Raw genomic sequence first — 21,405 nt, forward strand, 5'->3', positions numbered from 1 at the left:
GCACGGGTCAACGTCATGGATGTCCAGAGTTACATGGTTTCGGTCGGCAAGGCTGCGCGTGCGGCCGCGCGGGCGATCGCGCGCGCCGACACCGCCACCAAGAATCGCGCCTTGCTCGCCGCAGCCAGCGCACTGACCCGCGGCGCAGACGCCCTGCTCGCGGCGAATGCGCGCGATGTGGAGGCGGCGCGCGAGGCTGGCCTCGATGCGCCGATGGTCGACCGGCTCACGCTGTCGACGAAGACGATCGCGACGATGGCACAGGGCCTGGGCGAAGTCGCCGCACTGCCCGATCCGGTCGGCGAGATCACCGGGTTGCGCTTCCGCCCGTCGGGCATCCAGGTCGGGCACATGCGGGTACCGCTCGGCGTGGTGGGCATCATCTACGAATCGCGGCCGAACGTGACGGTCGAGGCTGCATCGCTGTGCCTCAAGTCGGGCAACGCGACCGTGCTGCGCGGCGGCTCGGAAGCGGCGCACTCGAACCAGGCGATCGCCGCGTGCGTGCACCAGGGGCTGCGCGAGGCGGGTTTGCCGGAGGATGTCGTGCAGGTGCTGTCGACGACCGACCGTGCCGCGGTGGGACGGATGATCACGATGCCCGAGTACATCGACGTGATCGTCCCGCGCGGCGGCAAGGGCCTGATCGAGCGAATCTCGGCCGAGGCGCGGGTGCCGGTGATCAAGCACCTCGACGGCGTGTGCCACGTGTACATCGATGCTGCGGCCGACCTCGACAAGGCTGTGCGCATCGCCGACAACGCGAAGACGCAGCGGCTGTCTACCTGCAATACGATGGAAACGCTGCTGGTCGATCGGCCGGTCGCCGCTGCGGTGCTGCCGCGGCTGGCGGCAGTCTATCGCGAGAAGGGTATCGAACTGCGCGGCGACGCGGCGGCGCGCGCGCTGGTCCCGGGGATGCACGAGGCAACCGAGGCCGACTGGTATGCCGAGTACCTCGACGCGATCCTGGCGGTGCGCATCGTCGACGGGCTCGACCAGGCGATCGAGCACATCGCGCGCTACGGCTCGCAGCACACCGATGCGATCGTCACCGAAGACCTGTCGCGCGCGCGGCGGTTCCTGCGCGAAGTCGACTCCAGTTCGGTGATGGTCAATGCCTCGACCCGGTTCGCCGACGGCTTCGAATACGGGCTCGGTGCCGAGATCGGCATCTCGACCGACCGCCTGCATGCACGCGGACCGGTCGGCCTCGAGGGGCTCACCAACCAGAAGTGGGTGGTCATCGGCGACGGACAGGTCCGCACCTAGCGAGCCGTGCCTGGCTCAGCGCGAGTCCAGCCGGGCGTAGACATCGCCCGAGTTCGCATCGGCCGGCAGCGCACGCAGCCAGTCGGCCATTGCGGCTCCATCGAGCCATGACGGGTGCACCAGCGACTGGCTCTCGCCGAGGGCGGCGTTGAAGCGATAGCTGCCGATCCGGGCACAGCGCTCGATGCAGGAAAGGGCGATCCCGGGCTGGATCGTCGTGAATTCGAACGACAGGGCGGGTACGGCTGTCTGCAGGCCCTGCAGCACGTCGAGTTCCAGGCCTTCGACATCGATCTTCACGAACGCCGGCAGTCCGTGGCGCGCGATCAGCGCATCGAGCGTGGTCACCGGTACGGTCACCGTTTCCGTCCAGCGCTGGCCCTCCCACCGCGGGGCTCCGTCTGCGGCGGCGATGAATGCCTGGGAGCCGGTGGCCACCGTCGGGTTGGGCAGGTTCAGGTGCAGGTCCAGGTGGCCTTCGGCCGCGCCGATCGCGGCATCGACCAGCGCGACCGCGGCGTCGCGTCCGTGCAGGCCGCGCAGCACCCGCACCAGCATCGGCTGGGGTTCTACCGCGACGACGCGACAGCCGAGCCGGCGGAAACAGGCAATCCGGTCGCCGACATGACTGCCGATGTCGAAAGCGAGGTCTCCCGGCGCGAGGAACTGCCGGTACAGCGCGTCCATGCCGCGATGCCGGTAGCGGTCTCGGATGCGGTAGATCCACAGCGATCGCAGCACGCCCCAGGCCTGGAGCAGCCGGCGTACGGTACGTCCCGCGAGGGCGGGTGGCGGGGGTGAGCTTCCGGGCGACCGGTCGGGCGAAGCAGCGTCTGGCATCGGCAGGGCAGGGGGGGATAGGAGACCGGCGCACAGGATACCGGTCGGCGACGCGCATGGGCGGCGGCCGCGCGCTGCCCGCCGACAGGGCGCGCCGGTACTGGCCGGCAGATCGCGGTAAGCTCATGACAGGTCGAATACGGCGAACACAGGCGAACGCACGATGCCCCCAGCAATCGAAGTGAAAGTCCCCGACATCGGCGACTTCAAGGATCTTCCGATCATCGACATCCTGGTCAAGCCGGGCGATACGGTCGGGCCGGAAGACCCGCTGGTTTCGCTGGAGTCCGACAAGGCGACGATGGACGTACCGTCGCCCGCTGCGGGCGTGGTGAAGGAAATCGCGGTCAAGGTGGGCGACAAGGTGTCCGAGGGCAGCCTGATCCTGCTGCTCGAGGCGCAGACGCAGGCGCCTGCCGGGGCCGCGAAGGCCGTGGCAGCCGCCATCGCACCCGCCACCCCGGCTGCACCCGCGGGACCTGCGCCTGCTGCCGCGCCGCCGGCTGCCACTGCCGCAGCCCCGGCCCCGGCGCCAGCGTTCGGCGGCACGGCCAGCCTCGACTGCGACGTGCTGGTGCTCGGCGGCGGTCCCGGCGGCTACTCGGCGGCCTTCCGCGCAGCCGACCTCGGCAAGCGGGTGGTGCTGGTGGAACGCTACCCGACCCTGGGCGGGGTCTGCCTGAACGTCGGCTGCATTCCGTCCAAGGCCCTGCTGCATGTCGCGGCCGTGATGGACGAAGTGAAGCACTTCGGCGAGATCGGCATCACCTTCGATGCGCCGAAGATCGACATCGACCGGTTGCGTGCGCACAAGTCGAAGGTGGTCGGCAAGCTCACCGGCGGATTGTCGATGATGGCGAAGGCGCGGCAGGTGACGGTCGTGCGCGGGCTGGGTACGTTCCTCGACGCGAACCATGTCGAGGTGGTCGAGACCACCGGCAGCGACGACACGCCCGGCGATGCGCGCAAGGTGGTCAGGTTCGCCAGCGCGATCATCGCGGTCGGCAGCCAGCCGGTGAAGCTGCCGTTCCTGCCGGACGATCCGCGCATCGTCGACTCCACCGGCGCGCTCGAGCTGCGTTCGATCCCGGCGAAGATGCTGGTGATCGGCGGCGGCATCATCGGTCTCGAGATGGGTACGGTCTACTCGGCGCTCGGTGCACGCCTCGATGTCGTCGAGATGATGGATTCGCTGATGCTCGGCGCCGATCGCGATCTCGTCCGGGTCTGGCAGAAGATGAACGAACGGCGCTTCGACAGGGTGATGCTCGGCACGAAGACGGTCGGCGTCGAAGCCAGGCCGGACGGCCTGTACGCCACGTTCGAAGGCGCCGCTGCGCCGGCCGGCCCGCAGCGCTACGACATGATCCTGAGTTCGGTCGGCCGGGCGCCGAACGGCAGGAAGATCGCAGCCGAGCGCGCAGGGGTCGACGTCGATGCGCGCGGCTTCATCCCGGTCGACCGGCAGATGCGTACCAGCGCGGCGAACATCTTCGCGATCGGCGACGTGGTCGGCCAGCCGATGCTCGCGCACAAGGCGGTACACGAGGGCCATGTCGCGGCCGAGGCTGCCGCTGGCGAAAAGAGCTTCTTCGATGCGCGCGTGATCCCGGCGGTGGCCTACACCGATCCGGAGGTGGCCTGGGTCGGCCTGACCGAAGACGATGCGAAGAAGCAGGGCATCGCCGTCGAGAAGGGCCTGTTTCCGTGGGCAGCCTCGGGGCGGGCGATCGCCAATGGCCGCGACGAAGGCTTCACCAAGCTGCTGTTCGATGCGTCGACCCATCGCATCGTCGGCGGCGGCATCGTCGGCACGCATGCCGGCGACCTGATCGGCGAGGTGGCGCTGGCGATCGAGATGGGCTGCGATTCGGTCGACATCGGCAAGACCATTCATCCGCACCCGACGCTCGGCGAGTCGATCGGCCTTGCCGCCGAGGCCGCCGAGGGCACCTGCACCGACCTGCCGCCGCCCAGGCGCAGGTGAGATCCGGGCCAGGCCTGCCATGATCGCGCCGTCGTGAACCAACCAGAGAATGCGCATGATCGATGCCAGTGGTTGTGAACTCTGCTCGGCACCCGGCGGTGTCGTGCTGTGGTCGAATGAACACCTGCGCGTGGTGCGCGTCGATGATCCCGACTACCCCGGCTTCCTGCGCGTGATCTGGCAGGGACACGTACGCGAGATGAGCGATCTCGACGCGGCGCAGCGGTCCGGCCTGCTCGCGGCGGTGTTCGCCGCCGAGCATGCACTGATCGACCTGCTGCACCCGGACAAGGTGAACCTGGCGAGCCTGGGCAACATGACGCCGCACCTGCACTGGCATGTGATCCCGCGCTTCCGCGGCGATCCGCACTTCCCCGATCCGGTCTGGGCCGCGCGCCGCGGTGGCGTTCCGGTCGCGCTGCCGATGCCGGTCGCCGACTACGAGCAGGCCGTCACGGCCGCGATGGCACGGCAGATGCCGGGCTAGACTGTTGCTGCAGCCGCTACCGGTGCCGGGCAGGTCCGGCGGACGGGGAAGATCGCGCTGAAAGTGCTGCCCTGCTCGGGCTCGCTGTCGATCTCCAGCCGTGCCTGGTGGTGCGACAACGCGTACTTCACGATGGCCAGGCCGAGGCCTGTGCCGCCGGTCTCGCGCGACCGGCTGCGATCGACGCGGTAGAAGCGCTCGGTCAGGCGCGGGATGTGCTCCGGCGCAATGCCGATGCCAGTGTCGGTGACCGAAAAAGCGCCGCCGCCATCCTGCGTCGGTCGCCAGCGGATCGTGATTCGTCCCTTGGCCGGGGTGTAGCGGATCGCGTTGGTCACCAGGTTGAGGAAGGCGCTGCGCAGTTCGCCCTCGGCACCGGTGAGCCAGAGCCCGGCATCGACATCGAGCACGATCTGGTGACGGCCTGCGGACAGGGCGACCGCCTCCTGGTGCAGCCCCTGCACCATTCTTGGAACGTCGACCGGCTGTTCCGCGGACGGGCCGCGGGCATTCTCCAGCCGTGACAGCGTCAACAGGTCCTCGACCAGGTTCTGCATGCGGCTGGTCTGCTGGGTCATCAGCGCCATGGCGCGTTTCTGGAACTCCGGGTCGGGCGTTTCCTGGTCGTTCAGCGTCTCGAGATAGCCGGCCAGCACGGTGATCGGCGTGCGCAGTTCGTGCGATACGTTGGCCACCAGGTCGCGCCGCATCGCCTCGAGGCGCTCCCAGCGCGTGATGTCGCGGCTGATCACGAGCTTCTGCTGGTTGCCGTACGGAACGAGCTGCACCGTCAGCGTGGTCTCGCCACCGCGTGCGCCGCGCAGCACGAACGGTTCGGCGAAGTTCTGCTCGTCGAGGTATTCGACGAACTGCGGCTGGCGCACGATGTAGGTGAGCTGGCGGCCGAGGTCGCGCCGGGCGTCGATCTCGAAGTAATGCTCCGCGCTCGGGTTGCACCATTCGATCCGGTCGAGTTCATCGAGGATGATCACCGCCTCGTTCATCGCCGCGGTCGCGCTCTGGAACCGTTCGAGTGCGCTGCGCAGGTCGGCTTCGTTCTGCCGTTGCCGGCGCACCAGCCGTGCAAGGTAGGAAAAGACCTCGGCCCAGATGCCGGATCCGTGCGGCACTGGAGTGCCCGGTGGCTGGTCGAGCCAGCGCAGCAGCGCATCCACATGCCAGAGCTGGCGGACATGGAGCAGCAGCAACCAAGCCGCGAGGCCGGCGAGTGCCGTCACCGTGCCGAAGGCGCCCGCAGCGATGACCGCCAGTACCAGCCAGAGGGCAAGCCATCCTGCGGCTCCTCGCCAGTATCCGCGCACCCGGCCTCCTTCCTCGTTCGCGTCTCTAACGGGGGATGCCGGATTCTACTTTGTGCCGCGCATCGCCGTGTGGATGCGCTTACGGCGACGCCGACAGTCGGTAGCCGCTGCCGCGCACCGTCTGCACGAGATGGTCGTGCCCGGTTGGCTCCAGCGCCTTGCGCAGCCGCCGGATGTGGACGTCGACGGTACGCTCCTCGACGAATACGTGGTCGCCCCAGACCTGGTCGAGCAGCTGCACGCGCGAGTGGACCCGCTCGGCATGGGTCATGAGGTAGTGCAGCAGCCGGAATTCCGTCGGGCCGAGCGCCACTGGCAAGTCACCAGCGGTCACGCGGTGGCTGGCCGGATCGATCTGCAGGCCACCGATCTCGACGCGGTCGTCGGTCGCCTCGGGCGCGCGCCGCCGCAGCACTGCCTTGATCCGGGCGTTGAGTTCGCGCGGCGAGAACGGCTTTGTGATGTAGTCGTCGGCGCCCGTTTCCAGCCCGAGCAGCTTGTCATGCTCTTCCGCGCGCGCCGTGAGCATGATGATCGGTACTTCACGGGTGCGCCGGTCGGACTTCATGCGTTTCGCGAACGCGATGCCGGATTGCCCGGGCAGCATCCAGTCGAGCAGCACGAGGTCGGGCAGGGAGTCGCGCACCAGGTTCAGCGCCTGCTCGGCCGAGTCCGCGCGCATCGGCTCGTGGCCGGCCTGGCGGAGGTTGTACGCGATCAGTTCCTGGATGGCGGGTTCGTCTTCGACGACCAGTATCGTGGCGGGCATCGATACTCCTGCAAGGTACGGCGGTCGGGATTGACCAGCCGCTGTTCAGCCTCTGGATTGTATGAAGGCAGTGTGACGGTGCGGTGACGGTGCGGCGTGGGTCGCCCGTACGCGTATCATGCGCCCGTGTTCTTCCCCGCAGCTGCGCAGGCGCCCCGATGCACGATCCCTCCGCCCCTCCCGCCGCCGTGCCGGCCGCACCCGCCGCCGCGCCGGTTCCCACCGACCTGGTGCTGCACCAGACGTCGAACCGGCTCGAGGTCACCTTTTCCGACGGCCGCAGCTTTTCGCTGCCCACCGAGTTCCTGCGCGTGCATTCGCCGTCCGCCGAGGTGCGCGGACACGGGCCGGGCGAGGGCACGCTGCAGGTCGGCAAACGGGGCGTGACGATCACCGACATCGATCCGGTGGGCACGTATGCGGTGAAGCTGGTGTTTTCGGACGGCCACGATACCGGCATCTTTTCCTGGGCTTTGCTCTACGATTACGGTTCGAATCAGGACACGATGTGGGCGCGCTACCTGCAGCGGCTGGATGCAGCGAAAGGCAGTCGCGACCCGGAGCGTTGAGGCGGGCGCGCCGCAGGCCGCCTCCGCTGCGCTTCATGGCAGAGCGGCCAGGGCAACAGGGTGAAAGGAATGCGATGACTCGCAAGGTCGATTTCGGCTTCGAATCGGTGGCGGAGGAAGAGAAGGCACGTCGCGTGGCTGGCGTGTTCGACTCGGTCGCCGACCGCTACGACCTGATGAACGACCTGATGTCGGGCGGCATGCACCGGCTCTGGAAGCGGTTCACCATCGACCAGAGCGGGGTCCGGCCGGGCCAGAAGGTGCTGGACATTGCCGGCGGCACCGGAGACCTCGCCCGCGCCTTCCAGGAGCGGGTCGGCCCCGCAGGCACCGTGCTGCTCACCGACATCAACGCGTCGATGCTCGCCCGCGGCCGCGACCGGATGCTCGACGAGGGCCGGGTGATCGAGGTCGTGCGTTGCGACGCCGAGCGGCTGCCTTTCCCCGACTGCACGTTCGATTGCGTCAGCGTCGCCTTCGGCCTGCGCAACATGACCCACAAGGATCGTGCGCTGGCCGAGATGTTCCGCGTGCTGCGCCCTGGCGGGCGGTTGCTCGTGCTCGAGTTCTCGAAGGTCTGGTCGCCGCTGGACCCGCTGTATCGCCTCTACACGATGAAACTGCTGCCGGCGATGGGCAAGGTGGTCGCCAACGACAGTGCAAGCTACCGCTACCTGGCCGAATCGATCGCGAAACATCCCGATCAGGATACCCTCAGGCAGCTGATGGTCGATGCGGGTTTCGAACGCGTCGAGTATTTCAACCTGAGCGCCGGCGTCGTTGCGCTGCACCGCGGCTACCGCCTGTAGGCAGGGCGGGTCCAGCCCTGGCCCCTTTGTCTGTCATTGTTCCGGGGGGAACCTTTCTTGCAGAAGCCTGTCCAAGCAGCGTGGAAATCCGCAGAAGCAGGTGCGGGGTATATAGTACCCGGGCTTGTTGCGCACTCTTTAGAAGCATCGTTTTCCTTGGAGAATCAATGAACAAGCTGATGACTTGGGTGGTTGCGGGCGTTGTCGGGCTGAGCCTGACGGCAGCCAGTTTCGACGCCGAGGCGCAGAAGCGCCGGTTCGGCGGCGGCAACAACGTCGGCATGAAGCGCGACGCGGTACAGCCCCAGAAGCCGGGTGCACCAGCGCAGGCCCAGGGGCAGCAGACGCCCGGAACTCCGGCTGCCGCGCCAGCCGCTGCGGGCGCTGCCGCCGGTGCGGCCGGCAAGTCGATGCCGGGCTGGCTCGGTCCGGTTGCCGGCCTGATGGCTGGTGGCCTGCTCGCCGCCATGTTCTTCGGCGGCGCGTTCGATGGCCTGAGCAGCGGTGACTTCATGATGTTCGCGCTGCTGGCCCTGGCTGCATTCATGGCATTCCGGTTCATGCGTTCCCGGTCCCAGGCTCCCGCCTCGTACCGGATGAGCAATGGCCAGCAGGTGCCGGCGGACATCCCCCCGACCAGTGGCGAGCCGCGCATGCCGGTCGCGCCGGCGGTGGCCGAGGGCCGCATTCCTGCCGACTTCGACGTGCAGGGCTTCGTACGCAACGCCAAGATGACGTTCATCCGGCTGCAGGCCGCGAACGATGCGAAAGACCTGAACGACATCCGCGATTACACGACGCCGCAGGTGTACGCCGCGGTGGCGATGCAGGCGCAGGAGCGTGGCGACGTCGCCCAGCGTACCGAGGTCGTGTCGATCGATGCGCAGGTGATGCAGGTCGTGACCGAAGCCGGCAAGATGATCGCCAGCGTGCGTTTCACCGGTCTGGTGCGGGAAGACAATGCCGTGAATCCCGAGCCGGTCGACGAAGTCTGGCATGTCGAGAAAGACCTGTCGGACTCGAATGCCAGCTGGCTGATCGCGGGTATCCAGCAGGTCGAGCAGGACGCGACGCCGGCCTGACCGGCAACGGTGGTGCGGCCGCATCGGCGGTAACGATGCAGCGACAACGGGCGGAGCGATCCGCCCGTTGTCTTTTGCTGGCATCCTCCGGGGTATCCTCTCCCGTCCCGATGCTCCCGCGAATACCATGCGCCTGCCTGGCGAACCCGTGATCATCGGCGCACTGAACCACCTGCTGGCCGCGCAGTCCTGGGCCACTGCGAGGCTGGTGCCGCATGCCGGGGACGCGATCCGGCTGGAACTCGGCCAGGCCGTGGTGGAAGTCGCGGTGACCGACGCCGGGTTGCTGGAGCCTGCGGTCGGCCGCGCCCCCGCGGTCACCATCGCCGTGCCCCTGGCTACGGTGCCGCAGCTGCTCGCGCGCGACCCGCAGGCGCGCCGTGGCGTGACGGTGACCGGCAATGTGGGGCTCGCCGCCGACCTCGAATACCTGTTCGCGAACCTGCATTGGGACGTCGAGGCCGATCTTGCACGCCTGACAGGCGACATCGGCGCGCACCGGATCGGTCGCGCCGGTCGTGCCGCTGCCGCCCTGCCTGGCGCCGTCGCCCGGTCGGTTGCCCGTTCGTCGCGACAGTTCCTGACCGAAGAGCAGCCGCTCCTCGCCCGGCCGGACGAAGTATCGGCCTTCGTGGACGAGGTCGACTACCTTCGCGACGATGCCGATCGTCTGGAGATTCGCATCGCACGGCTGGAGGCTGCGCGCCGCAACCGCGCAACATGACGCCAGCCGAGCGGACCCCGGCAGACGACGGGCTATACTGCGCAGTTTGAAGCCCCCTCCGGCGCCCTCCGCGCGTCCCTGCTGATCGATGATGCGGCTGCTGCGACTCTTCCGGATCCTCCAGATCACCTACCGCTACGGTCTGGACAGCTTCGTGCTGGGTCATGAGCGGTTCCGCGCGCTGCGGCCCCTGCTGCGCCTGAAGCGGCGCGGCCACCGCGGCGATGCGCCGCGCGGCGAACGGCTGCGCCTGGCCCTGGAGGCGCTCGGCCCGATCTTCGTGAAGTTCGGTCAGATGCTGTCGACACGGCGCGATCTGATCCCGCCGGATATTGCCGACGAACTGGCGAAGCTGCAGGACCAGGTGCCGCCGTTCCCGAGTGCGCAGGTTTTCGAGACGCTGGAGCGGGTCTACGGCAAGCCGGTGGACCAGGTGTTCGCGGCATTCGACCCAGTACCGGTGGCCAGCGCGTCGGTCGCGCAGGTGCATTTCGCGATCCTGCCCGACGGACGCGAGGCCGCGGTGAAGGTCCTGCGCCCGGGCATCGGCCGCATCATCGAGAACGACCTCGGGCTGATGGATGCCGCGGCCGGGCTGGTCGATGCGGTGTGGGCGGACGGCAAGCGCCTGCGCCCGCGCGAGGTGGTGCGCGAATTCCAGAAGCACCTGCTCGACGAACTCGACCTGCTGCGCGAGGCGGCGAGCGCCAGCCAGCTGCGGCGCAACTTCACCGACTCGTCGCTGCTGGTGGTGCCCGAGGTCTACTGGGACTGGTGCGCCACCGAAGTGATGGTGATGGAGCGGATGTACGGCATCCCGATCTCGCACATCGAGGAGATCCGCGAGGCCGGCATCGACATTCCGCTGCTCGCGCGTTCCGGCGTCGAGATCTTCTTCGCGCAGGTGTTCCGCGACGGATTCTTCCATGGCGACATGCATCCGGGAAATATCTTCGTCGGTCCCGATGGCAGGTACATCGCGCTCGACTTCGGCATCGTCGGCACACTCACCGACGTCGACAAGAACTACCTCGCGCAGAACTTCCTCGCCTTCTTTCGCCGCGACTACAAGCGGGTCGCGATGGCCCACCTCGAGGCCGGCTGGGTACCGGCCGACACCCGGGTCGACGAGTTCGAAAGCGCGATCCGGGCAGTATGCGAGCCGATCTTCGACAAGCCGCTGAAGGAGATCTCTTTCGGCAAGGTGCTGCTGCGGCTGTTCCAGACCTCGCGCCGGTTCAACGTCGAGATCCAGCCGCAACTGGTGCTGCTGCAGAAGACGCTGCTCAACATCGAGGGCCTCGGGCGCGAGCTCGATCCCGACCTCGACCTGTGGAAGACTGCCCAGCCCTATCTCGAGCGCTGGATGAGCGAGCAGATCGGCTGGCGCGCGTTCGTGCGCGGGCTGCAGGAGGAAGCACCGGCCTGGGCCACGTCGCTGCCGCAGATTCCACGCCAGATCGCGCAGGCGCTCAAGCCCGGCCGCAACGATGCGCTCGCCCTCGAGCTGGGCCGGCTGATCCGCCAGCAACGCCGGCAGACGCTGCTGCTCGGTATCATTGCAACCAGCCTGGTGGCATTGTTTGCCTGGCAGGTGGTCTCTGGCTGGTAAGGGCGTGCGGCTGGCACGCCGGTTGCGTCTGCAGTCCGCAGCAGTATCCATCCCGACGGGGAAACCATGCTTGTCACGATCGTCATCCTTTATCTGCTGGTCACCATCGCCATCGGGGTGTTCGCTGCACGCCGCGTGCACGACTCGAAGGACTTCATGGTCGCCGGACGCAGCCTGCCCCTGTACATCAGCGTCGCCACCGTATTTGCGACCTGGTTCGGCGCCGAGACCGTACTGTCGGTATCGGCGACCTTCACTCGCGATGGCCTGAACGGCATCCCGGCAGACCCGTTCGGCGCCTCGGTCTGCCTGCTGGTGGTCGCGTTCTTCTTCGCGCGGGCGTTCTACCGGATGAACCTGATCACCATCGGCGACTTCTACCGCAAGCGCTACAACAAGCCGGTCGAGGTGGTGACCAGCATGGCGATCGGCCTGTCCTACCTCGGCTGGACGTCGGCGCAGCTCACCGCGCTCGGCCTGGTGCTGATGGTGCTCTCCGATGGTGCGGTCTCGCTGTCGACCGGCATCATCATCGGTACCGTGATCGTTGCCGGCTACACGATCTGGGGCGGCATGTGGTCGGTGGCGATGACCGACCTGTTCCAGACCGTGGTGATCCTGGTCGGACTGCTTGCGGTGGCCTGGGTGATGGCCGACATGGCGGGCGGTGCCGGCGTCGTTGTGCAGGCGGCAGCCGATGCCGGCAAGTTCTCGTTCTTCCCGCAGGGCGACTGGAAGGAGTGGCTACCCTTCATCGCGGCCTTCCTCACGCTCGCGCTCGGCTCGATCCCGCAGCAGGACGTGTTCCAGCGGGTCACCTCCGCAAAGAACGAGGACACCGCGGTACGTGCCTCGCTGATCGGTGCCGGTGCGTACTTCTGCTTTGCGTTCGTGCCGATGTTCATCGCCTACGCGGCGCTGACCATCGACCCGTCGATGGTGCAACTCTTCGCGTCGGAAGATCCGCGCGAGATCCAGCGTATCCTGCCCGATGCGGTACTCGCTCAGACGCCGCTTTGGGCGCAGGCGATGTTCTTCGGTGCGTTGCTGTCGGCCATCCTGTCCACCGCATCCGGGGCACTGCTGGCGCCCGCGTCGATCTTCACCGAGAACGTGATCCGGCCTTTCGTGAAACACATGGGCGACCGCCAGCTGCTGCTGACCGTACGGCTGGTGCTGATCATCTTCGCCATGGGGGCGCTGTTGTTCGCGCTGAACTCGCGCAGCACGATGTACGAGATGGTGCAGAACGCCTACAAGGTGACGCTGGTGGCCGCGTTCACGCCGCTGGTGTTCGGCCTGTACTGGCGCCGCGCGACCAACGCCGGGGCGGTGCTGTCGATCGTGCTCGGGGTGCTGTCGTGGATCGCGCTGGAAGTGGTCGCGCCCGAAGGGTTATGGCCGCCACAGCTCGTGGGGCTGGGCTTCGCGATCGTCGGCATGGTCGTCGGTTCGCTCATGACGCAGTCGCGCGAACACCACGGCGCGCCGGGGCTGGACATCCAGCGCGGGAACTGAGTCGCCAGCCCCGCTCCTGCTAGACGCGGCCGGCTGCGATCGACACAGCCCACGCCGCACCCACCGCCAGCAGCAGGCCGGGCATCACGCGCAGCGCATAGCGCGGGCCGCCGGCGAGGCTGGCTACCAGCTTGCTTGCGGTATTGGTCGAGATCGCCAGCAGCAGCATCAGCTGCAACTGGCTGGCCGCGCCTTCGTCCGATGCGGCGAGCGACAGCGCCGATGCCGAGGCTGCATGCACGTCGGCGAATCCGGCCAGTGCGATTGCGGCAAGCGAAGCCTCGGCACCCATCGCAGCGTCCAGCCAGCGCGTAGCCGCAGCCACCCCGATCAGCAGGAGCGCGAAGCCGACGGTAGCCGTCAGGCTGAACGCCCGGCGCCGGGGTACGGGCTCCGCGGGCGCCGGCGCGCCGCGAACCAGGCCGGGCAGGCTCGACGCGATCACCGCCAGCAGTCCGGCGGCGAGCATGGGCAGGCTCGGACCCAGCGCTGGTGGATGGAGCGCGACGATCAGGATACCGAGCTGGATGAACGTGGGCAGGCACGACAGCAGTGCGCCAGCGGCGCAGGCGTCCAGTTGCTCCGGCGCCTGCCTCGCTCTCAGTCCGTAGGCTGCGATGGTGCCGGTGCTGGTGATGAAGCCTGAGGCGAACCCGGATACTGCCAGGCCGTGCCGTGGGCCGAGCATGCGCAGCGCGACATGGCCTGCCGCCTGCACGGCGAGCAGCAGCACCACGACGCCCCAGACCTGGCGCAGGTTAAGCCCACCCAGCCAGTCCAGTGGCACCGAGGGTACGAGCGGGAGCACGATCAGCGCGGAGGCGGCGAGGATCAGTCCGTCGCGCAGTTCATCAGGGCTGAGCACTTCGTTCGCGAAGGCATGCAGGCGGGTGCGCGAGGCAAGCAGTGCCGTCACCGCGACCGACACGCCTGCCGCCAGCATCGGCTGTGCGATGGCGGCGACGCCGATCAGGTAGGTCACGAACAGCGCGAGCTCCGTCGTCGCACCGCTGTCTATCCTCGAGGAGCGCATGTACGAGACCGTGATCAAGGCACCGAGCAGCAGCGCACCCGCCACGACCATCCATGGTTGCGCGAGGGCCTGCGCGATCGCGCCGGCCAGTGCCGCCATCGTGAAGGTACGCACGCCGGCAAACGCGACATGCCCGGGCTGCTGCTTGCGCCGTTCACGCTCCAGCCCGATCAGCAGCCCGGCCCCGCCGGCGACGGCGATGCCCAGCCACGGCGTCGCCTGCCACTCGTTCAAGCGGCCCCGGCCAGTCGGTCGATCGGATTGAAGCGCATCGGACAGCGCGCTGGCCGGCATTCAAGGCGGCGCGGGTTGCGTGCTGCCGCCAGGCGCAGCAGCGCCACGCGGGCGCTGCTGCGGGTGTGGGTGCCTGGGTTCATCGATCCGAGCCGTTTCAGTGCGGCGTGAACTCGAGGACGTCGAAGCCGCGATAGCGGTCGACGATGTAGACCAGCCCGCGCTCGTCGACATCGACGTCGTTGGTCTGCGGCGCCGCCTTGCCCGGCGCCGGATGCGGGATGAAATGCCCGACCTCCTGCGGCGCGAACGGATCGGCCACGTCGACGATGCGCAGGCCCCCGGCAAACCAGGCGCAGAACACCAGCGTGCCCACTGCATGCTCCTGGAACTGGTGCGCACCGAAGCGGCCGGGCGTGGCGCGGCTCCAGGGCGAATCGAGTTCGCTCACCTCGAACAGCGACAGCGGCCTGATGTCGGCGAAGTCGGTGACATCGAACACCCACAGGCAGCCGTGCGGGCGGCCGCGCCGCCGCGCCATCTCGTCGGCGCTGTGCGCGTGGTCTTCCTCGTCGATCGCCACCGCGATCCGCCGGCCGCCATGCAGCCCGGGCAGCGGCATGAAGGTATGCGTCGGCTCCGGGAACGGCGGGTGGTAGTTGTACGACGCGACCGTGGTCGGCTTGCGGATGTCGGCGACATCGATGATGCGCACGCCACCATGCCAGCAGCCAGCCCAGAGCAGGTCGTCGAAGCGCAGCGCATGGTGCAGCCGGTGCTGGCGTCCCGCCCAGGTCTTCTGCTCGCCGCCGGCCGCATGCTGGCCGGGCATCCACCAGCGCGAGACTTCCTCGGGGCGCTCCGGGTTGGCCAGGCTGTAGTTCACCAGGATGTTGCCGGTGAAGCCCTCCATCTCGGTCGAGATGTAGGCGTAGTTCGCGTCCATGTCGAAGCGGTGCACGCCGATGCCGCCGGTGCGGTGGTGCACCAGCTGGCGCGGCTTCGCCTTGTCGGAGATATCGTAGACGCGGAAGCCGCCGAGGTGGTAGCCCTTCTTCTGCGCCGCCTCGACCACCGGGATGTCGGCTTCCGACACGCCTATCTTCGCTGCGAGTTCGGCATGCGTCGGTTCGCGGCCGAGTGACGCCATCAGCGCGGTGCGCGCACCCGGCAGCTCGTCGGCTTTGCGACCGATCGGCGTCATGTTGCGCTCGTGGTTGACGATCATGATGTCGCCGACCACGCGCGCCTTGTGGCTGTGCGATTCGTCGTCGTCGAGGAAGACCTGCGAGATCACCTTCGGATCGCGCGGGTCGGATACGTCGACAATGCTGGTGCCGAGGCGCTCCTTGTTCGGGATGTGCCCGATGTACGCCGTGGTGCCGACCAGGCGCACCTGTCCGGCGCCGGGGAGGTCGAGCCGGCCAAGCCGGCTCACGTTGCGCGCCAGCGGGATGTCTTGCGGAGCGTTCAAGGGCAGTCCTCCTGCGGTGTCCTGCGTCTATACTAATCGAACGTGCGCGCACGAATCGCGGCAACGACCGCCGGCGCCCGTCTCAGCGGAGGAGAACCCAGTGAACCGATCGTTCGATGACGTTTCGCAGCACCGTGCCGCCTCGCCAGGCGCGCGTTCGCATGCCCTGCCAGGTGCGGCTGGGCTGGTGGTGGCCGCATGCGCGGCCAGCCTCGTCGGCGTGGTCGGCGCGGGCGAGGCCGTAGCCCAGCCGAAGTTCCCGTCCAAGCCGGTGCGGCTGATCCTCGCTTTCCCGCCCGGCGGTGCCAGCGACTTCGCCGGCCGCCTGCTCGCGCAGCGGATGTCCGACGGCTGGGGACAGACGGTCGTGGTCGAGAACCGCGCGGGCGCGGGCGGCAACGTCGGCGCCGAGGTCGCGGCGCGCGCGACGCCCGACGGCTACACGATGATGCTCGCGAACAACGCGATCCTGGTGGCCAACCCGGCGCTGTATCCGAAGCTCAACTACGACCCGGCGCGCGATTTCATCCCGGTGACGCTGGTCGCGCTGCAGCCGAACGTGCTGGTGGTGCATCCGTCACTGCCGGTGAAGAGCGTGAAGGAGTTGATCGACCTCGCCAAGCGCCGGCCAGGCCAGCTGAACTATGCGTCCTCCGGGGTGGGGCTGGCCGCGCACCTGGCGGGCGAACTGTTCAACAGCATGGCGGGCGTGCGCATGGTACATGTGCCGTACAAGGGGGCGGGCCCGGCGCTGGCCGACCTGATCGGCGGCCAGACCCAGGTGATGTTCGCCACTGCGACCTCGGTGATCCCGCAGATCAAGGCTGGCAAGCTGCGGGCGCTGGCGACGACCGCACCGAAGCGGTCGATCGGTTTCGAGGACCTGCCCACTGTGTCCGAAGCGGGCGTCCCCGGCTTCGATGCCACGTCCTGGCATGGCATCGTGGTCCCGACCGGCACGCCGCGGCCGATCGTCGACCAGATCTCGGCGGCAGTGAACACCGCGTTGAAGAACCCTGACCTGCGCGAGAAGTTCCTCACCGCCGGGGCCGAGCCGGTCGGCGGCACGCCGGAACAGTTCGCTGCGTACATCAAGGTCGAAGTGCCACGCTGGGTGGAGGTGATCCGGACGTCGGGCGCGAAGGCGGAGTAGCGCCGCACCGCTCCGATATGCTCGGGGCAGGGCGGCAGCAGCCGCGGCACTGGAAAGGAAGCATGCATGGGACGCTGGATCGAAGAATTCCCGGGCAACATGACCTGGTCGAACGCAACGCTGATCTGCAAGGGCATGGCGCCGTATGGCTGCGTCGCGATGGGCGAGATCGACGAGGTCTGCGAGCGCCTGCGCGAGCGGCAGGCCGAGCCCGACGCGTTCCGTGAAGAATGGGAGCGCATGGCGATGCGCCTGGAGCAGCGCGCCGATGCCGCCGAGGCCGCTGGCCACCGGATGACCGCGGGAAACTTCTATCTGCGTGCCGGCATGTACTACTTCACCGCCGAACGCTTCGTCGAGCCGGGCGAGCAGAAGCGCGCGCTCGGCCGCCAGTCACTCGACTGCCAGGGCAAGGGCCTGGTGCGACGCTACTCGAACATCGAGCGGGTCGAGGTACCGTACGAAGGCGGCTCGCTGCCCGCGTGGTTCCTGAAGGCGCCGGGCGTGACCGGGCCAGCACCGACCGTCGTGGTGTTCGACGGCATGGACAACTGCAAGGAGATGAGCGTGCTGTTCAACGGGCTCGAGTTCGCGGCCCGCGGCTTCCACACGCTCGCGATCGACGGACCGGGTCAGGGCGAATCTTTGCGCCTGCGCGACCTCTCCGCGCGCTTCGACTACGAAGTACCCGGCCGCGCTGCCTACGACTGGGTCGTCGCCCGCCCCGAGGTCGACCGCTCGAAGGTGGTGGTGATGGGCTACAGCTTCGGCGGCTACTATGCCGGGCGCGTCGCCGCGTTCGACCAGCGCTATGCCGCGGGCGTCGCGTTCGGCGCGCTGCACTGGGACCTGCATGGCTGGCAGCTCGAGATCAAGCGACGACAGGATGCCGACCCGAAGTCCACGCCGCAGTCGGCGTTCCACTTCCGCTGGGTGATGGGCACCGACACGCTCGATGCCGCGATCGAGAAGGCGCGCGGCTTCAGCCTGGCCGAGGTGGCGAAGGACATCACGATGCCGTTCCTGATCGTGCACGGCGAGAAGGACAAGGTCGTGCCGGTCGCCTCCGCGCACAAGGTCTTCGAGGCTGTCGGTTCCACGCGCAAGCACCTGAAGGTGTTCACCGAGGAAGAGGGCGGCACCTACCATGTGCAGCTCGACAACCGGCAACTTGGCGTCGACTACATCGCAGACTGGATCGCGGACACGCTGCAGGCCATGCCGTAGATCGTGCAGCATATCGCGCGTGCGCTACCACGCCGTCAACAGAAGGAGTCAACATGAAAAAGCCGCTGCCTGCGCTCGCGCCGGTGCTTGCTGCAACGCTTGTCGCGTCCATGGCTTCGATCGATTCCGCGTCGGCGCAGCCGGCGCCTGCCTGGCCGTCCAAGCCGATCCGCCTGATCGTGCCGTTCGCCGCCGGCGGCAATGTCGACCTCACCGCACGGCTGGTCGCCCCCTCGATGGCGGACACGCTCGGCCAGCCGATCGTGGTCGAGAACCGCACCGGCGCCGGCGGCATGGTCGGCGCCGAGGTGGTGGCCAAGGCCGCGCCGGACGGCTATGTGCTGCTCACCGGCTCGAACAGCACGTTCAGCGTCGTGCCCGCGCTCTACCCGAACGCACCGTACAACCCGGTGCGCGACTTCACGCCGATCATCAACCTGCAGACCTCGCCGTTCGTTCTGGTGGTACGCAGCGGCCTGCCGGCGCAGAACGTTGCCGACCTGCTGCGGCTCGCGCGCGAGAAGCCAGGCACCCTGACCATGGGTTCCGGCGGCACCGGTTCGTCGAACCAGTTGGTGGGCGAACTGTTCCAGATGCTCAACGGCGTCAAGTTCCTGCATATCCCGTACAAGGGCGCGGCGCTGGCCGCCACCGACGTGATGGGCGGCCAGATCGACATGCTGTTCGACCAGGGCTCGACTGCCAGCGGCAACGTACGCGGCGGCAAGATGCGTGGGCTGGTCGTTTCCGGACGCAACCGGATGGCTTCGCTGCCCGACGTGCCCGGCTTCGCCGAAGCCGGCCTGAAGGACTTCGACATTGCCAACGCTACCGGCCTGCTCGGCCCGGCCGCGCTGCCGGCGCCCATCGTGCAGCGGCTGCATGCCGCGGCGGTGAAGGCACTGGGCACGGCGCAGGTGAAGGAGCGCTTCGCGCAGATGGGTGTCGATGCCCAGGGCGGCACGCCCGAGGCGTTCGGCGCGTTCATCCGCGAGGACTTCGCGCGCTGGACGAAGGTGGTGCAGGCGAGCGGGATCAAGCCGGACTGAGGGCCGGACCGACGGCGGGGTCAGAGCGGCTTGATCCCCGCCACCTTCATCAGCTTGCTGTGCTTGTCGTAGTCCTGCCGGATGCGCGCAGCCATCTGTGCAGGGGTGGTGGTCCAGGGTTCGAACTCTTCGAGCCGCTTCCTGGTATCCGGGCTTTCCATCGCGCGCATGATCTCGGCGTTGATGCGATCGACCAGCGGCTTCGGCAGCCCGGCCGGCGCGAACACGCCGACCCAGCCGGCATACTCGTAGCCCGGCTGGCCGGACTCGGAAACGGTCGGGGTACCCGGGAACGCGGCGAGGCGTGAATCCGAAGTGACGGCGATCAGCCGCAACCGGTTGGTGCCCAGATGGGTCGACACCGACGCGGGCGTGCCTGCCGAGAGCTGCGCCTCGCCCGAGACCAGTGCCGCGGTCGCCGGGCCACCGCCCTTGTAGGGCACGTCGACCATGCGCGTGCCGCTCATGGAGCCCAGCAGCGCGACCGCCAGGTGCGAGAAGCTGCCGCTGCCGGCGGTGGAATAGAACAACTGGTCGGGCCGCGCCCGCGCCAGCGCGATCAGGTCCTTCACCGACTTCACCGGCAGCGACGGATGCACCACCAGCAGGCCGGTCTGGCGCACCAGCGTACCGATGCCGACGAAATCGTTCAGCGTGTCGTAGGGCAGCTTCGCGTACACGAACGGATTAACCACGTGCGCCATCGAATGCACCATCAGCGTGTAGCCGTCGGCCGGGGACTTGGCGACGATGTCTGCACCGATCGTGCCAGCTGCGCCACCGCGGTTGTCGATCATGAACTGCTGGCCGAGGTTCTCCGAGATCTTCTGGAACACGATGCGGCCGACGATGTCGGTCAGGCCGCCTGCGGCCCAGGGCGTGACCACGCGCACCGGCTTGGCCGGCCAGTTCTGCGCGAAGGCGTCATGCACGGCAACCGAGGCGAGCAGGGCTGGTGCGACGATGGCAACTGCCGTGGTGGCGCGTCGTGTCGGTTTCATACAGTGTCCTCCCGTTGTTTTCGGGTAGGTTACCGCGTCTACCGTTTCACGAATGCTGTCACGGCCAAGACCGGATCGAAAGCGGGCATCCCCTCCGCCGCATGGTCGGGCAGTGAATCGACCGGGCTGCGGACCCCGCCGCCCCCGATGTTGAGCACATGCGTGTAGATCATCGTCGTCGACACATCGGCATGCCCAAGCGCGGATCCACCGAGTGCGTCGCCTGCGGAAAGACCCAGAACCATGTCCATGAATACCCCGCCCTCGGGTACTTCCGCTCCAGTGCGTCTGGCATCTCGACGCCGCCGCGTCCGGCCACCTGATCTGCACGCCACAGGGCCCCGGCGCGTGCCAGCTGTCCGCGTAGCCCACCCGTCAGGCTCTGCGGAAGCATGACGACCCGATCCTTCCCGCCCTTCCCCTCGCGGACGATGATCGCGCGACGCGTGAAGTCGACATCCTTCACCCGTAACTGCAGGCCTTCGGTGATGCGCAGGCCGGTACCATAGAGCAACTGGGCGAACAGACGGTGCTCGCCGTCCATCACCGCAAAGATGCGCGCGATCTCGTCCGGCCACAGCACCACCGGCAATCGCTTCGTGCCACGTGGCCGGTCGATACCGGACATCCAGGGCAGGTCGACCTCCAGCACCTTGCCGTACAGGAACAGCAATGCAGACAGCGCCTGGCTGTGCGTGGATGCCGAGACTTTGCGCTTGTTCGTCAGCCAGGACAGGAAGAGCTCGACTTCCGGCCTGCCCATGTCGGCGGGGTGCCGCCGGTCGTGGAAGTGGATGAACGCGCGCGCCCAATGGACGTAAGCCTGCTCGGTGCGCATGCTGTAATGCAGGTAGCGAATGCGCTCGCGCAGCTGATCGAGCAGTTTTTCGGACCTCAGCGTGGGGAGCGGCAGCTTGCCGGTTTTCATGGCTGGATTATTGGAGGAAATATCCAGCATAATTCTCTTAAGCTGCGGAAAAGAAGGGCGGAAACAGGTGCTTACGATGCCGATTTACGGAGACGATCGGCGGCGGTAAAGGGCAAGTTCGTCTCCCTACAACACGTTGGCCGGTTTTCGCATCATGACGACCTGGAAGTTCTATTGCGAATGGAAGTCCGATAGAGGGTGTCCGGAATTTTGTGTGCGAGGCATATCATGACGATGAGGAGCATGTATGCCAAGCAGGAAAACGACGATTGCGGCCCAGGCCCGAGCGGCGCGGATGCCGTCCATTCCGAAGGA

Annotated in this window: 19 protein-coding genes and 1 pseudogene; 12 read left to right on the forward strand and 8 right to left on the reverse strand. The window is 67.8% G+C overall.

The window, feature by feature from the left end:
• The first annotated feature begins 15 nt into the window (after positions 1-15).
• Positions 16-1,272, forward strand: a complete 1,257-nt coding sequence (locus ING98_07195) for a glutamate-5-semialdehyde dehydrogenase (GenBank protein ID MCA3101641.1) — start codon at positions 16-18, stop codon at positions 1,270-1,272.
• Positions 1,273-1,287: 15 nt separating this feature from the next.
• Here ING98_07195 and ING98_07200 read toward each other — a convergent pair whose 3' ends face one another.
• Entirely contained in the window at positions 1,288-2,112 is an 825-nt protein-coding gene (locus ING98_07200; protein MCA3101642.1) for an FkbM family methyltransferase, read from the reverse strand.
• 163 nt (positions 2,113-2,275) lie between these two features.
• On the opposite strand from ING98_07200, the gene lpdA reads away from it, so the two are divergent.
• Both lpdA and ING98_07210 read left to right on the forward strand, forming a co-directional pair.
• A complete protein-coding gene (gene lpdA, locus ING98_07205; GenBank protein MCA3101643.1) occupies positions 2,276-4,099 on the forward strand; it encodes a dihydrolipoyl dehydrogenase in 1,824 nt (607 codons plus the stop codon).
• Positions 4,100-4,148: 49 nt separating this feature from the next.
• Complete coding sequence (locus tag ING98_07210; GenBank protein ID MCA3101644.1) at positions 4,149-4,586, forward strand: HIT family protein; 438 nt, start codon at positions 4,149-4,151, stop codon at positions 4,584-4,586.
• Here the strand turns inward: ING98_07210 and phoR are convergent.
• Together phoR and phoB are read right to left on the reverse strand one after the other, a co-directional pair.
• A complete protein-coding gene (gene phoR, locus ING98_07215) occupies positions 4,583-5,908 on the reverse strand; it encodes a phosphate regulon sensor histidine kinase PhoR (GenBank protein ID MCA3101645.1) in 1,326 nt (441 codons plus the stop codon). The two genes, ING98_07210 and phoR, sit on opposite strands and share 4 nt — an antisense overlap.
• A gap of 79 nt (positions 5,909-5,987) precedes the next feature.
• Positions 5,988-6,677: a phosphate regulon transcriptional regulator PhoB gene (phoB, locus tag ING98_07220; GenBank protein MCA3101646.1), complete on the reverse strand. Its 690-nt coding sequence runs from the start codon at positions 6,675-6,677 to the stop codon at positions 5,988-5,990.
• Positions 6,678-6,835: 158 nt separating this feature from the next.
• On the opposite strand from phoB, the gene ING98_07225 reads away from it, so the two are divergent.
• The 6 genes from ING98_07225 (at position 6,836) to ING98_07250 (ending at position 12,991) form a co-directional block, all read left to right on the forward strand.
• Positions 6,836-7,246, forward strand: a complete 411-nt coding sequence (locus ING98_07225; GenBank protein MCA3101647.1) for a DUF971 domain-containing protein — start codon at positions 6,836-6,838, stop codon at positions 7,244-7,246.
• A gap of 74 nt (positions 7,247-7,320) precedes the next feature.
• Positions 7,321-8,055, forward strand: coding sequence for a bifunctional demethylmenaquinone methyltransferase/2-methoxy-6-polyprenyl-1,4-benzoquinol methylase UbiE (gene ubiE, locus ING98_07230; GenBank protein MCA3101648.1), 735 nt, complete (start codon positions 7,321-7,323; stop codon positions 8,053-8,055).
• A gap of 167 nt (positions 8,056-8,222) precedes the next feature.
• Positions 8,223-9,137: a Tim44 domain-containing protein gene (locus ING98_07235; protein MCA3101649.1), complete on the forward strand. Its 915-nt coding sequence runs from the start codon at positions 8,223-8,225 to the stop codon at positions 9,135-9,137.
• Between the two features lie 127 nt (positions 9,138-9,264).
• Complete coding sequence (locus ING98_07240; protein MCA3101650.1) at positions 9,265-9,861, forward strand: hypothetical protein; 597 nt, start codon at positions 9,265-9,267, stop codon at positions 9,859-9,861.
• 91 nt (positions 9,862-9,952) lie between these two features.
• Positions 9,953-11,473, forward strand: coding sequence for a ubiquinone biosynthesis regulatory protein kinase UbiB (gene ubiB / locus ING98_07245; protein MCA3101651.1), 1,521 nt, complete (start codon positions 9,953-9,955; stop codon positions 11,471-11,473).
• A 66-nt stretch (positions 11,474-11,539) separates the two neighbouring features.
• Complete coding sequence (locus ING98_07250; protein ID MCA3101652.1) at positions 11,540-12,991, forward strand: sodium:solute symporter family protein; 1,452 nt, start codon at positions 11,540-11,542, stop codon at positions 12,989-12,991.
• 19 nt (positions 12,992-13,010) lie between these two features.
• On the opposite strand, the gene ING98_07255 is transcribed toward ING98_07250, so the two are convergent.
• Genes ING98_07255 through ING98_07265 form a run of 3 tightly spaced genes read right to left on the reverse strand, consistent with a single transcriptional unit; the run spans position 13,011 to position 15,738 of the window.
• Complete coding sequence (locus ING98_07255) at positions 13,011-14,258, reverse strand: MgtC/SapB family protein (protein ID MCA3101653.1); 1,248 nt, start codon at positions 14,256-14,258, stop codon at positions 13,011-13,013.
• Positions 14,255-14,401, reverse strand: coding sequence for a hypothetical protein (locus ING98_07260; GenBank protein ID MCA3101654.1), 147 nt, complete (start codon positions 14,399-14,401; stop codon positions 14,255-14,257). The genes ING98_07255 and ING98_07260 overlap by 4 nt, the downstream gene beginning before the upstream one ends.
• A gap of 14 nt (positions 14,402-14,415) precedes the next feature.
• Complete coding sequence (locus tag ING98_07265) at positions 14,416-15,738, reverse strand: RNA polymerase subunit sigma-70 (GenBank protein ID MCA3101655.1); 1,323 nt, start codon at positions 15,736-15,738, stop codon at positions 14,416-14,418.
• Here ING98_07265 and ING98_07270 point away from each other — a divergent pair.
• The 3 genes from ING98_07270 to ING98_07280 all read left to right on the forward strand — a co-directional run bounded on the left by ING98_07270 (position 15,713) and on the right by ING98_07280 (position 19,161).
• Positions 15,713-16,885, forward strand: coding sequence for a tripartite tricarboxylate transporter substrate binding protein (locus ING98_07270; GenBank protein MCA3101656.1), 1,173 nt, complete (start codon positions 15,713-15,715; stop codon positions 16,883-16,885). The genes ING98_07265 and ING98_07270 overlap by 26 nt on opposite strands.
• Before the next feature lie 66 nt (positions 16,886-16,951).
• Positions 16,952-18,112 (forward strand): alpha/beta fold hydrolase, encoded by a 1,161-nt coding sequence (locus ING98_07275; GenBank protein ID MCA3101657.1) that lies wholly within the window; start codon positions 16,952-16,954, stop codon positions 18,110-18,112.
• Between the two features lie 53 nt (positions 18,113-18,165).
• A complete protein-coding gene (locus ING98_07280) occupies positions 18,166-19,161 on the forward strand; it encodes a tripartite tricarboxylate transporter substrate binding protein (protein ID MCA3101658.1) in 996 nt (331 codons plus the stop codon).
• Between the two features lie 20 nt (positions 19,162-19,181).
• Here ING98_07280 and ING98_07285 read toward each other — a convergent pair whose 3' ends face one another.
• A complete protein-coding gene (locus ING98_07285) occupies positions 19,182-20,162 on the reverse strand; it encodes a tripartite tricarboxylate transporter substrate binding protein (GenBank protein ID MCA3101659.1) in 981 nt (326 codons plus the stop codon).
• Between the two features lie 38 nt (positions 20,163-20,200).
• Positions 20,201-21,090: pseudogene (locus ING98_07290) on the reverse strand (integron integrase).
• Positions 21,091-21,405 lie beyond the last annotated feature (315 nt).

Source organism: Rhodocyclaceae bacterium (assembly GCA_020248265.1).
Classification (GTDB): domain Bacteria; phylum Pseudomonadota; class Gammaproteobacteria; order Burkholderiales; family CAIKXV01; genus CAIKXV01.